Here is a 13,917-nt window from a genome sequence, read left to right as displayed (position 1 = left end):
TCCTTAGTTAACATTTTTTAATTTTAATTTTTTTGATGCTACTTTTTTGATGAAATAAAATAGTTTGAATAATCCATAAAGTCTTGTAATTACAAGTCCAAAAATGAAAACTAAATTAGTTATCAATAAAATATCTGAAAGATGAATTAAGATGAAAATTGATGAAAGTAAGTGATTTCCTTTTTCAATCATAAATGCATCTACTACTTCAAAGAATATTCCTAAACTAAGTAGTAATAAAGATATTGCAAAAATAGTGTGATTATTTTTATTTAATGTTGTTTTGTTAAAGTTTTGGTACACAAATAAAACTAAAACAAATAATGAAAGTAAAACTAAAATAATGTAATTGTTAAATTTGTCAAAATTAATGGTTCTTAAAATAATTGCAATGCTAAATGGGGTCAGTAAAGCTAAAGCAAGTAAGAAACTATCAATGTTGTAATGATTTAATTGATTTTTGAAAAACTTTGTAATTGCAATGTAGCTTCCAATAATAATAACAGCTACTGCACTAAATGATAAATAACCAATGTGAGAAATGCTATTTTTAACAACAAAACTTGATTGCTCAACACTTTTAGTTACATTTGCTAAAGCGAAAATAAGAACTGCAAATGAAGAAACTAAAGCAATTTTAGTTAAATCTTTATAAATATTTTTTCTTCTATTTAATAGATATGAACCAAAGAAATATGGATAAATTGATAAGAAAATCGCTGCAAGTGCAATGGTAATTAGCACAAAGTGATATAAGAAACTTAATCCACCTGCATTAGTATTTAAAGCATAATCGATCTTTTTAAACATTTCATTTTTACCTGAAAAGAAAAGATAATCAATTGCTTTTTCATTTGCACTAACTTTAACATCAGAAACAAATAAATAAAGAAGAACAAAACCGATAATAGTTAAAAATAATTTTAAAAGTGCTGATGCAAAAAATGAAACATTAAGCAGCATTGTTGAAGGTGAGATTTTTCTTTTATTATTAAATAACAGAAACTCAAATACACAACTAATAAGTAGTAAAACAATAATTGGTACAGATTTGATAATTAAGTTTTGTGGATCAGTTTCATAATTAATTGGATCAATAGCTAAGAGAATAATTGAAGCAATAGCAACAATTACAAAAACTACTGAAAAAGCATAACTATAGGTATTTTTTAAAGAGTATCTTCAAACTCGATAACCACTATAGACACCATAAATAAATGCAGTTATTAATATGGTGAAATTAAAAATAATTGCAAAGTTTCTGCTTTTAAAAACTGGGTTTGATAAATTGAAAAGATTTTCATAGCCTACAAAGACATCGTTTGACTTTGCATTGACAATGTCATTACCTACATAGTTCGAAAATGTAAATAATGTAAATAAAATACCTACAAAAAGAATTAATAAAATTAAGTTTTTGTAAATGTTCTTAACCATTTGTTGACTAAAAATCTTACGTTGGGGAATTGTGTTAGTATTAGTCAAAATCAAAACCTCCTTGGTTTGAATTGCTTTCTGAAGCTAATTTAATTGTGAATGAAGAATCTCATGCTCCTGAGTTTTTAATTACATTTAGAACATCTTGACTATCTACAATAATTGTTTTGACAGTTCCAATGTTTTTCATACCAATTAAAAGAGCTTGTAATTCAGGCACTCATTTACCTCCAGATCTAAGATCTGAAAGAGTTCCTTTTAAATAAACTTGATTTGTTCTTTCATCTCCGAAAAGAATTTTAGGTTTTTCTGTTGGTCCTCAAGCAGCTAAGATTGTGCTGTATTGAGCTTTACCTAAATCTGCAATATTTAAAGTGAATTTTGAACCACTTGAAGGCAATTTAATAACTCTAAATTTGTGTTTTCTAAGATTAATTTCTTTAAGTGAAGTAAATTGGGTTTCTGAAAGATCGATTTTAATTGGGTAACCTTGATCACCAAATTGACCATTAAATACTCTTCAATCTTTTTTGGTATCAAGCACTAAGTCAAATCCTTTTTTCACATCCTCTCAGCTTGTATCTTTACCTGGACGAATAACATTAAATTGAATTGGTCCATAATAAACAGATGATGATCCTTGATTATCTCATCCTTTAGTAGCTGTTCAATCATGAGCTACATAAGAAACATTTTGGAACGCAATTGGATCAATTCCTCATCCATAGTTATATCTAGGTAATGATGCATCACCAATGTTATCATCTGCATTTCTAAGGCTTGTAAGAAGTTCAACTTGAGTAAATGTTTTGTTTCTAAGTTCTCCAAGTCCTAGAATTTTTTGAGTATCAAATCCTAATGATAAGTTTTTGATTTGACTTGGAATATTTCTTAAAATATCTGTAATATCTTGATCTGGATTTTTTGTACCAATGTTTTTGATAAATAAACCAGTGATTTCTGGGTTTTTCTTTAAAAAGGAAATGATATCTCTAACAGCATTAGGGTTAGAAGCGTCCATAAATGCCATTTTTTGTTTACCTTGTTTAAGTCCTTCGAAGTTATCATCATTTGGTGTATATTCTCAAACAGAAATTCCGCCATCACCAATTCATTGTCTTCCACTTGAATCAGTTTTTCAAGCAGGTGGTTTTCCATTTGAATAGTATTTTCTATCAGTTGATTGTTTTTTACTTCATCCTGGATAATCACCTTTAGAAAGTTGATCACCATTTCTTCCATATTTTGCATTTGTACCACTGTGAGCAAAACCACGTTTTTTAGCAAGTTCTTTTTGTCTTACATAAGCTGGGTTATCATCATCTGAAGCAAAACCTCATCTTGGGTATGGGTTGGTAAAATCTGTTCCAAACACTAAAATTTGTCCTTTAGCCAAGTATTCATCAGCGTTTTTTAAATATGCATTCATTTGATTTTGAAAACTAATTTTTTGCTGTTCAGCTGTTAAATCTGGATATGGGAATGCGGTAGCTGTTCCTAATTCTTTTAAAGTTGCACCATTAAGAAGCTTAGATAATCTCTCAAAGAATAAATTAGCATCATCTGATGAAAGATGAGAAGTATCGTAAATAGGTCTTAAATCCTCTGCGTTAAATTTGTAATTTGGATCAGAAGATAATTTAGAAAGAATATTTTTAATACTTTGTATTTTAGCTTTTTGGCTTTTTAGAAGCTCTCCTGAAATTGCACCTCTTTCAACGTTAGGCATTGTAGTTGGTTTTTCGTAACGTTCATTTTCAGGATTAATAAGTGTCCCACCTTCAGAAATAATCTCTGTAATTTCTGGAGTTTTTTCTTCTTTAGGAACAACCGGAGTAGGCTCAGGTTTTGGTTCTGGTTTAGGTTTAGGTTTTTCAATAAGTTCTACAAAATAGGTATTGTCTTGTCCTCTTCGAATATCAGATGAAGCACCATCTGCTAATTTATAACCGCTTGGAATATATGAACTAAGCGAAATTTGTACATCTTCAAATTCAGTAATACTTATATCTTGCACAACTTTCAATGGCTCTTTTTCTTTAAAAATTAATCTAGTAGTGTTTTTTAATCTAGGTTTTTCAAGTGGAACAATGTTATTTGAACTCCCAATAACAATTGAAGAAGTGCTATAATCTTTTTTAATTTCTAAATTATTTGGCTTGAATTTTTTAAGTTGTTCAAGTGTTATAGAACTATTATCACCATAAGTTGTGAAAGTGTGCGTTGCTTTTTGAACACCATCAAGTTGATAACTTACAACTGTAGTGTGTACTTTTACAGTCTTTTTAATCAAGAAAGTATATGTTTTACCAGCAGGAAGTTCAGCAACACTTTGTTGTTGCTGAGCATCTTCAAGAAACTCATAACCTTGTGGTAAATAATTTCTAGGGTTAACTTTAGCATCATCTAAAGTAATAATATCTTTTTGTGTATGAATAACATTATTTTGTTTATCTTTATAGATGATTGTAGTTCTATATTCTTTATGAATTGGCTCAATTTGAATTTTATTAAGCTCTCCTAAATTAATTTCAGGTTCTACAGTTTCACCATCTGCATTAGTTTGAAGTTTATACCCTTCAGGAATTTGTGTTTTATATTGTCTAATTAACTCTTCTTTCTCTCCAATTGTAAACGAAACAGAAGAACCAATTTTATTCTCTCCGTTATAGAATTCAAAAACAGTTGTAGGAATAGATTTAATTTCTTTAAGATAAATTTCATTTACTTGACCGATCTTAACAACAATTTTTGATCCTTCAAAATTTTTGTTTAATTCAGGATCAATTTCATAATTTTCAGGAATTCTATCTGAAATATCCATTGTTATTTCTTCATTTTTAGTTGTTTCAATTTCAAAACTTACAAGAACTTTCTTTTCTTCATTAGGAAGTAATGTAACTAAGTTAATTGTTGTTTTTTGAATTTGTTCAATGTTTTGATCTCCAAGTGATCTATTTTCAGGTTTAATTAAAATTAAAACACCATCAACTAGTGTAGGTGTTACAATTTCATCTTCTATTCCTTTTTGTTTATCTACATCGCTTTTTTGTCTCGTTAAATAAATTGACGAGGTAGTTATAGCAGCAGTAACAAGCGAAACACTAAAAACCAAAAGACCTTTTAAAAGTTTGTTTCTTTTTGCTCTAATCATTATGTACCTCTTTTAAATATATAAAATTTTTTAAAAATGTGTTTTTTTGTATTTTTATAGGGGAAAAATTTACTTTTATATATTTATGTTTAAATTATATTACTTTAAGTTTTTTTTTTTTTTTTAGAACGGATATTTGCGGGGAAAATATCCACATTAAAAAGAAAATGTATTTTTTGATTGAAAAAATGGCCTTTTTTCTTCTTTTTGCACAAAATGACACCTGAAATAAAGAGAAATTTACAAATATAGTGCGCCAGAATAAAAAATTCTGTCATTTTGTGGAAAAGTATGGAAAAATTTGTTCCACAAATGTTATTTTTATCAGTTAAACACTTTGATTGCTAAAAAATATTTGACTTTTATTTTTTTAGTCTTATAATTATTTGCAGAAATGAAAAAATGCGTTTTTAATTCAAAAAAAATAACAAAAAGGAGTTTTTTGTGCAAAAGATACTATTTTTAAATGGGCTAATTAGTAAAAATAAAACTTCAATTTCAAATCAATTTATGAATTACATTAAAAAAGAATATTTGAGAAAAAGTGGAAAATCTCAAATTACAGAAATTGATTTAAATGGCACTCATGTTGGTACAATTTTAAACTCAAATAACGCTCACAATTACTACAATTTAGTTGATTCATTAAAGTGAATAAACATTCTTAGAGAAACTGATAAATTAATCATTTTTACTCCAGAAATTAATTTTAGTCCATCTCCAGTGGTAAAAAACTTTCTAGATTCAATTTTAGTTGCTAAAGAAACATTTAATTATAGTGATTTTCCTAACTCACAAAATAAGGGAAATTTAACTCATTTAGATGTTTTAATTATAACTACCAGAGGTTCTAAAAAAGCTTGATACAAATGATCTTCAGCACGAAATTGAATTAAACAAATATGAAAATTTTTAAGAGTTAAAAAGGTTTTAACTCTAGAAATTAATGGGTTAAATTTAGAGAAAAATAAGAAGCTTTCAGATAAGGAACTTATTAATAAATATCAAAAGAAAATTGACAAAATAATAAATAAATTTAAGAGGTAGATTATGAAAAAAATTGAATTAGGAATTTCAACTTTTGGTGAAACTACCAAGTTGCAAAATACAAATAAAGCTATTTCACATACAGAAAGAATTCAGAACTTAGTACAGGAAATTGAACTTGCTGATAAAGTAGGTTTAGATATTTACGGAATCGGAGAGCACCACAGAGAAGATTTTGCTGTTTCAGTTCCTGAAATTGTTCTTGCAGCTGGTGCTGTAAAAACCAAAAACATTCGCCTTACAAGTGCGGTTACTGTTCTTTCATCTTCAGATCCAATTCGGATTTATCAAAATTTTTCAACAATAGATGCTTTAAGTAATGGTAGAAGCGAAATTATGGTTGGAAGAGGTTCTTTTACTGAATCATTCCCACTTTTTGGTTATAGTCTTAAAGATTACGATGCTCTTTTTGAAGAAAAACTTGATATGCTTACTGAAATTAATAATAATGAAAAGTTAGTATGACATGGAAATCTTACTCATTCAGTATATGGCAAAGGTGTTTATCCTAGAGCTACTCAAGAAAAATTACCAATTTGAGTAGCTACCGGTGGAAATCCTGTTTCAGTAGTAAATATTGCTAAAAGAGGTCTTCCAATTGTCTTTGCTACAATTGGTGGAGACCCACTTAGATTTAAATCGTTAGTCGATATTTACAAAAGAGCTTGAATATCTTTTGGACATGATCCAAAAGATATGAAAATAGCCGCTCATTCTTGAGGATGAATTGAAGAAGATGATCAAAAAGCCAAAGATAATTATTTTATCCCAACCAAAGAATTAGTAGATTCAATTGCAAAAGATCGTGATCATTGAAGAGAATTAACTAGAGAACAATATGATAATGAAACAAGTTTACAAGGAGCAATTTTTGCTGGTAACCCTGAAAAAGTAGCTGAAAAAATCATCAGAATTATGGAAGGTCTTGAACTTGATCGCTTTATGCTTCATCTTCCAGTTGGATCTATGCCACATCAAGATACTTTAAAAGCAATTGAGCTTTATGGAGAAAAAGTAGCTCCAATTGTAAAAAAATACTTTCAGAAAAAAGATGCAAAATAACTTCCATCATTGTAACTTAAAATATTCAAAATTCAAATATGTCTATTTTTTAGATATATTTGAATTTTTTGTTACCTTAACTTGTAAAAGTAATACCTAAATAAATTTATGCTAGCAGGCAGAAAGGGTAGTAAGTAATTAGAAATAATTTAAATATTGCTAATTGTAAAATAACAAAAATAAAGTCTATTTTTGAATGACTTTCCCACTTAGTAGCATAAAAATTAAGCTAAATCATTTTATGCTACTAAGTGGGAAAGGTGCAAACTTATTTATTTCTCAGTTACTAGCATAAATTCTATACTAGCAAGCAGAAAACATTTTTTGTTATTCAATTTACTGTTTGACTTTTAAATAACACTTGATTATACGTGTATTTGAAATTTATATCTTCATATTTTAAAAAGATAAAGAAAATAGCTTCTATTCTAAATACTGAAAAGAACAACTTAAGCAAACCAAAGGGTCTTAAATAAGGTAGAATATTTATATTAAATATTTTAGTATCTTAGGAGGTGAAAATTATGGATAACAAAAAAGAATTAGAAAGAAATGAATTACATACAAGTATTTGAAAAATAGCCGATGAACTTAGAGGAAGTGTTGATGGATGAGACTTTAAAAACTATGTCCTTGGCGCAATGTTTTATCGTTTTCTTTCTGAAAAAATGGTCAGAGAATTTAACAACAGACAAGCTGAAGCTGGTGATACAGATTTTGATTATGAAAAATATGAAGGAGTAATTCCTGAAGAAGCTAAAAATGAAATAGCAAGAGAAATAGGGTTTTTCATTGAAAGCAAAGATCTTTTTGTTAATGTTGTTAAAAATGCAGAATATGATGAAAACTTAAATGAAACTTTAAAAAGAATTTTTGATTCGATTGAACGCTCTTCAAGAGGGAAAGATAGCGAAGATGATTTTAAGGGTCTTTTCCAAGATTTTGATGTAAATAATAACAAATTAGGTGATACAGTTCCTAAAAGAAATAACATCCTTGTAAAGCTTTTAAAAGGAATTCAAAGCATGAACCTTGGAAACTTAAAAGATAATTCAATTGATGTTTTCGGTGATGCTTACGAGTATTTAATGGGTATGTATGCATCAAACGCTGGTAAAAGTGGTGGTGAATACTTTACACCTCAAGAAGTAAGTAACTTGCTTGTTAAATTAGCAATTGGTGATAAAAAACAAGTTAAAAATGTTTATGACATGTGTGCTGGTTCAGGATCACTACTTTTACAAGCGGTTAAGATTTTAGGTGCTAAAAACATCACTAGTGGTGTTTATGGACAAGAAATTAATGTTACAACATTCAACCTTTGTAGAATGAATATGTTCCTTCATGATATGGATTTTGACAAGTTTCACATTTACTGCGATGATACATTAACACATCCAAAAGAATGAAATACATTCTTTGATGTAATTGTTTCTAACCCTCCATATTCAATTAGCTGAAATGACAAAAATGATAAAACATTAATTAATGATCCACGTTTTACTGGTCCTGGTGTGCTTGCTCCTAGATCAAAAGCTGACTGAGCTTTTGTGCTTCACGCTTTAAATAACTTATCTTCAGAAGGAGTGGCTTCTATTGTTTGCTTCCCTGGAATTATGTATCGTGGTGGAGCTGAGCAAAAAATTCGTAAATATTTAATTGATAATAACTTTGTTGATTCAATTATCCAACTTCCTGATAATTTATTCTTCGGAACAGGAATTGCAACTTGCATTTTAGTGCTTAAAAAGAATAGAAAAGATACTGATGTCACATTTATTGATGCATCAAGTTTCTTTGTTAAAAAATCTAAGAAAAACAAACTTACAGAGGAAAATATCGCACATATTTTAGATTTATACAACAAAAGAAAAGACTTACAAAACTTTGTTAAAATCACTTCATATGACCAAATTAGAGATAATGATTACAACCTTTCTGTAAATTCATATGTTGAAAAAGAAGATACAAAAGAAGTTATTGATATCAAAAAACTTAATGCAGAACTTAAAGAAATTGTTGCTCGTCAATCTGTTTTACGTAACGAAATTGATAAAATCATTGCTGAACTTGAAGGTGAAGAATAATGAAGTTATTTGAAGAGTTATTAAAAAATAATAAAGTCATAACTTTTAAAAAACTAAGTGAAATTGCGAAAATAGTAAGAGGGAATAGAATAACAAAAAAAGATTTAGCAATTAATGGGTTCCCTGTAAAAAGTGGTGGTATTGGAGTTTTAGGATATTATCATTCATATAATAGAAAGGGCGAGCAATTGACCATAGCTCAATATGGCACTGCAGGGCTTGTTCAATGACAAGAAAATAATTTTTGAGCAAATGATGTATGTTTAACAATTGAAAGCAGTCCTGAAATACTAAATAAATATATTTATTACTTTCTACTATCGAAACAAAAGGATATATTTAAAAGCAATATAAAAGCTACTCCTGAAAAAATTAATATAACATTTCTAAATAATTTATTAATTCCTATAGTTGATTTAGAAACACAAATCGAAATAATAAATATTTTAAATAAATTTACCGAGTATTCAGCGGAGCTGAAGGCGGAGCTGAAGGCGAGGGACGAGCAATATAAATTTTATAGAGACAAATTGTTGTCAGACAACAATTTGTCCAATGATGCAAGCATCAGTGGAATAAAATCAAATATAGCAAAAGTAAAGGATTACATTGATTATATTCAGCCAACAAAATTTATTGTAAAAAGTGATAAATACAATCCTGAATTTAAAACTCCCGTTTTAACTGCTAATCAAAAATTCATTTTAGGATATACAGATGAAAAACAAAATATTTTTCATTCAAGCAAAGAAAATCCTGTAATAATTTTCGACGATTTTACAACAGATTTAAAATGAGTAGATTTTGATTTTAAAATTAAATCTTCTGCTATAAAGATATTGACACCTAAAAACAGCAATATTAATATTAAATACTTTTATTATTGATTAAATTTCATCCACAATACAGAAGAATCATCAAAAGAACACAAAAGACATTGAATATCAGTGTTTGCAGAAAAATTATTTACATTACCTGTTCTTTCAGTTCAAAACAAAATAGTTAAAGTTCTTGATAATTTCGAATCTATTCTTAAAGATTTAAATATCGGTCTTCCTGCTGAAGAAGCTAAAAGGCAACAGCAATACGAGTATTATCGCGATGCAATTTTCAAATACCTTGAGACTGGAATTATAGATAATAAAGGTATTGGAGAGAGAGAGAGAGAGAGAGCGGATTAATTAAAATTCTTTGGCTTATTTTTGATAAAATTCACCTTAACATAAACTCAATTATCCAAGATTCATTTTGAATTATGCCTTCTACTCCAAATTTTGTAGAAAGCGGAATTCCTTTTATAACATCCAAAAATATAAAAGATGGACGTATTGACCTTGACAATGTTTCATATATTTCAGAAAATGATTATCTTGAGATTTCTAAAAATAGAAAGATTACCAAAAAAGATATATTAATAACAATGATAGGCACAATTGGTGAATTGGCCATTGTAAAAGAGCAAAAAGATTTTTATGGACAAAATTTATTTTTAGTTAGAATTGACAATAAAATAGTTTTAGACGAATTCTTTAGACACTTATTTATTTCATCTTCAACACAAAATAAGTTAAGAAATTCTCAACAAAATTCAAATCAAGGATATTTAAGAAAATCTAATATTTTAGATTTAAATTTCGATATTCCATCTTTAGAAACTCAAGAAAAAATAGTTAAAGTTCTTGATAATTTTGAAGCTATTTGTAAAGATTTAAACATTGGTCTTCCTGCTGAAGAAGTAAAAAGACAAGAGCAATACCAATATTATCGCGATGCAATTTTCAATTACCTCGAAACTGGAATTATAGATAATAAAGGTATTGGAGAGAGAGAGAGAGAGCAGATTAATTAAAATTCTTTCATTTATTTTTGATAATTTTTACTTATCTATCACTATCGGAAAAGTATGTCAATTAAAAAGAGGAAGAGTTATCAGCAAAAACGAAATAGAGCAAAATAAAGGAATATATCCAGTGTATTCATCTCAAACTGAAAATGATGGACAGCTTGGTAAAATAGATACATTTGACTTTGATGGAGAATTTGTAACCTGAACAACTGATGGAGCAAAAGCTGGCACAGTCTTTTATAGAAATGGTAAATTTAGTATTACTAATGTTTGTGGATTGATAATTCCTGATATAAATATTTTAAAGCCAAAATATCTTTACTACTGATTATCCATAAATGCTAAAAAATATGTAAAAAGAGATTTAGCTAATGCTAAATTAATGAGTAATGTAGTAGAAAATATCAAAATAGAAATACCTTCTTTACAAATTCAAGAAAAAATAGTTAAAGTTCTTGATAATTTTGAAGCTATTTGTAAAGATTTAAAAATAGGTATTCCAGCGGAAGAAACTAAAAGACAACAGCAATATGAATATTATCAAGACGCTATTTTTCAGTATCTAGATAAATAATAGAATCTATTAAAAAGAAGGAGAGTAATTATGAAATTATTTCAAGAGTTAATGGAAAAAGAGCTAGCTTTTAACAATTCTAAAGTTATTAAAAAGAAATTGTATGAAGTGACTATTTGAGACAAAACATTCACAGGTTTATCTAAAGAGAAACAAATAAAAAATAATGTTAAATATGAATATTTATTTGCTAAAGATATCGAAAATTTAAAAGATGAAAACGGCGATATAAAAATTCTTACAACATTTCCATCTAACTTTTTTACTTCTTCTGAAAAATATAAAAACCAAATTTATGATCAAGAGATAGTGGCAATTCCTGGCGGTTCTTCAACTATGCATATTCAATATTTCAAAGGGAAATTCATAACAAGTGATAATAGAATTTGCCAATCATTTGACAGTAATGTTTTAAATACAAAATTTATTTATTATTTTTTCCACTCAATAAAAGATGTTCTTTTCAGTTTCTATAGAGGAAGTGGGATTCAACACCCATATATGCTTGGTATTTTAAATCTAGAAATCCCTATTCCACCTTTATCAATTCAAAACAAAATAGTTGAAATTCTTGACAAATTTACCGAGTATTCAGCGGAGCTGAAGGCGGAGCTGAAGGCGGAGCTGAAGGCGGAGCTGAAGGCGAGGGACGAGCAATATAAATTTTATAGAGACAAATTGTTATCAAATAACAATTTGTCCAATGATGCAAGCATCATTGAAAAGAAACTTTACGAAGTAACTATTTGGGATAAAGTATTTGCAGGTTTACCAAAAGAAAATCAATTGAAAAATGATGTGAAATATGATTATTTATTAGCTTCTGAAATAGAAGAATTAAAAGATGAAAATGGTGATATAAAAATTTTGACAACATACCCATCTACTCTCTACACTTCTACTAATAAATATAATAAGAAAATATATAATGAAGAAGTTATAGCAATTCCCGGCGGTTCTTCAACTATTCACATTCAATATCATAATGGTAAATTCATAACAAGCGACAATAGAATTTGTAAATCATTTGATACTAAAATATTAAGCACAAAATATCTTTATTACTATTTAAACTCAATAAAAGACACTCTTTTTAGTTTTTATAGAGGAAGTGGGATAAAACACCCATATATGCCAGATATTTTAAAATTGAAGATTAAAATTCCTTCTTTAAAAATTCAAGAAAAAATAATCAAAGTTCTTGATAACTTTGAAGCTATTTGTAAAGACTTAAAAATTGGACTTCCTATGGAAGAAGCTAAAAGACAAAAGCAATACGAGTATTATCGCGATGCGATTTTCAAATACCTTGAAACTGGAATTATAGATAATAAAGGTATTGGAGAGAGAGAGAGCGGATTAATTAGAATCCTTTGATTTATTTTTGAAGAAATCAAAACAAATTTAGAGACTGTAATTAACTTTTATAACGGTTTTTCATTTGTTTCACCAGATAATTACAATTCGAATAATTACGATGGCAAAATCATTAAAATCGGAAACATACAAAAGGATGGAAATTTAGATTGAGAAAATGTTTCAAAATTCAATTTTAATGAATATAAACAAGATTTAAGACCTTATAAAATAAATAAAAATAACATTTTATTAGCAATGTCAGGTGCCACCTTAGGAAAAATAAGTTTTTTCAACCAAGATATAAGTAATTTATTTATAAATCAAAGGGTTGGTAAAATCGAAGTAATTGAACAATTTTCAATTCCTAAGTTTATTTATTTTTACTTAAATTACACACTTCCTAATTGAATAGAAGTAAATAAAATAGGCTCAGCACAACCGAATATAAATACAAAAGATATTTTTAAAATCAAAATAAACCTACCTTCTTTAAAAGTTCAAGAAAAAATAGTTAAAGTTCTTGATAACTTTGAAGCTATTTGCAAAGACTTAAACATTAGCCTACCTGCTGAAGAAGTTAAAAGGCAACAGCAATACGAGTATTATCGCGATGCAATTTTCAAATACCTTGAAACTGGAATTATAGATAATAAAGGTATTGGAGAGAGAGAGAGAGAGCGGATTAATTAAAATCCTTTCATTTATTTTTGATAATTTTTATTTATCTACCACTATCGGAAAAGTATGTCAATTAAAAAGAGGAAGAGTTATTAGTAAAAACGAAATAGAGCAAAATAAAGGAATATATCCAGTGTATTCATCTCAAACTGAAAATGATGGACAGCTTGGTAAAATAGATGCATTTGACTTTGATGGAGAATTTGTAACCTGAACAACTGATGGAGCAAAAGCTGGCACAGTCTTTTATAGAAATGGTAAATTTAGCATCACTAATGTTTGTGGATTGATAATTCCTGACATAAATATTTTAAAGCCAAAATACCTTTACTACTGATTATCCATAAATGCTCAAAAATATGTAAAAAGAGATTTATCTAATGCTAAATTAATGAGCAATGTAGCCGAAAATATCAAAATAGAAATACCATCTTTAAAAGTTCAAGAAAAAATAGTTAAAGTTCTTGATAACTTTGAAGCTATTTGCAAAGACTTAAACATTGGCCTACCTGCTGAGGAAGCAAAAAGACAAAAGCAATACGAGTATTATCGGGATGCAATATTTAAACACTTAGAAGATAGTTCAAATAACACTATAAAATAGATTTATAAGTAAAAACCGCTACTATTAAGTAGTGGTTTTATTTTGCTGTCTTAGCTCCTAATTAGAAGC

Annotated in this window: 10 protein-coding genes; 8 read left to right on the top strand and 2 right to left on the bottom strand. The window is 28.0% G+C overall.

Annotation, left to right across the window (positions count from 1 at the left end; translation table 4 throughout):
* Positions 1 to 3: 3 nt before the first annotated feature.
* Together EXC51_RS03465 and EXC51_RS03460 are read right to left on the bottom strand one after the other, a co-directional pair.
* Positions 4 to 1,485, bottom strand: a complete 1,482-nt coding sequence (locus EXC51_RS03465; RefSeq protein ID WP_129620527.1) for an MSC_0624 family F1-like ATPase-associated membrane protein — start codon at positions 1,483 to 1,485, stop codon at positions 4 to 6.
* Positions 1,478 to 4,591, bottom strand: coding sequence for a putative immunoglobulin-blocking virulence protein (locus tag EXC51_RS03460; protein WP_129620526.1), 3,114 nt, complete (start codon positions 4,589 to 4,591; stop codon positions 1,478 to 1,480). The genes EXC51_RS03465 and EXC51_RS03460 overlap by 8 nt, the downstream gene beginning before the upstream one ends.
* Positions 4,592 to 5,035: 444 nt before the next feature.
* Here EXC51_RS03460 and EXC51_RS03455 point away from each other — a divergent pair, with 444 nt between their 5' ends.
* The 8 genes from EXC51_RS03455 (at position 5,036) to EXC51_RS03420 (ending at position 13,848) form a co-directional block, all read left to right on the top strand.
* Positions 5,036 to 5,638, top strand: coding sequence for an FMN-dependent NADH-azoreductase (locus EXC51_RS03455; protein WP_129620525.1), 603 nt, complete (start codon positions 5,036 to 5,038; stop codon positions 5,636 to 5,638).
* Between the two features lie 3 nt (positions 5,639 to 5,641).
* The gene (locus EXC51_RS03450; protein ID WP_129620524.1) at positions 5,642 to 6,700 is read left to right on the top strand and encodes an LLM class flavin-dependent oxidoreductase; all 1,059 of its coding nucleotides are present in this window, start codon (positions 5,642 to 5,644) and stop codon (positions 6,698 to 6,700) included.
* Between the two features lie 524 nt (positions 6,701 to 7,224).
* A complete protein-coding gene (locus tag EXC51_RS03445; protein WP_165001818.1) occupies positions 7,225 to 8,787 on the top strand; it encodes a type I restriction-modification system subunit M in 1,563 nt (520 codons plus the stop codon).
* Positions 8,787 to 9,968 (top strand): restriction endonuclease subunit S, encoded by a 1,182-nt coding sequence (locus EXC51_RS03440; protein WP_129620523.1) that lies wholly within the window; start codon positions 8,787 to 8,789, stop codon positions 9,966 to 9,968. The genes EXC51_RS03445 and EXC51_RS03440 overlap by 1 nt, the downstream gene beginning before the upstream one ends.
* Before the next feature lie 74 nt (positions 9,969 to 10,042).
* The gene (locus tag EXC51_RS03435; RefSeq protein ID WP_129620522.1) at positions 10,043 to 10,636 is read left to right on the top strand and encodes a restriction endonuclease subunit S; all 594 of its coding nucleotides are present in this window, start codon (positions 10,043 to 10,045) and stop codon (positions 10,634 to 10,636) included.
* Positions 10,605 to 11,207, top strand: coding sequence for a restriction endonuclease subunit S (locus tag EXC51_RS03430; protein WP_220096535.1), 603 nt, complete (start codon positions 10,605 to 10,607; stop codon positions 11,205 to 11,207). The genes EXC51_RS03435 and EXC51_RS03430 overlap by 32 nt, the downstream gene beginning before the upstream one ends.
* A gap of 30 nt (positions 11,208 to 11,237) precedes the next feature.
* On the top strand, positions 11,238 to 13,256 hold the full coding sequence (locus EXC51_RS03425; protein WP_129620520.1) for a restriction endonuclease subunit S: 2,019 nt from the start codon (positions 11,238 to 11,240) through the stop codon (positions 13,254 to 13,256).
* Complete coding sequence (locus EXC51_RS03420; protein ID WP_197722255.1) at positions 13,225 to 13,848, top strand: restriction endonuclease subunit S; 624 nt, start codon at positions 13,225 to 13,227, stop codon at positions 13,846 to 13,848. The genes EXC51_RS03425 and EXC51_RS03420 overlap by 32 nt, the downstream gene beginning before the upstream one ends.
* The last annotated feature ends 69 nt before the right edge of the window (positions 13,849 to 13,917 follow it).

Source organism: Mycoplasmopsis gallinacea (assembly GCF_900660495.1).
Classification (GTDB): domain Bacteria; phylum Bacillota_I; class Bacilli_A; order Mycoplasmatales; family Metamycoplasmataceae; genus Mycoplasmopsis; species Mycoplasmopsis gallinacea.
Note: the sequence above shows the minus strand (reverse complement) of the source record. Positions and strands in the feature narration are given on the sequence as shown.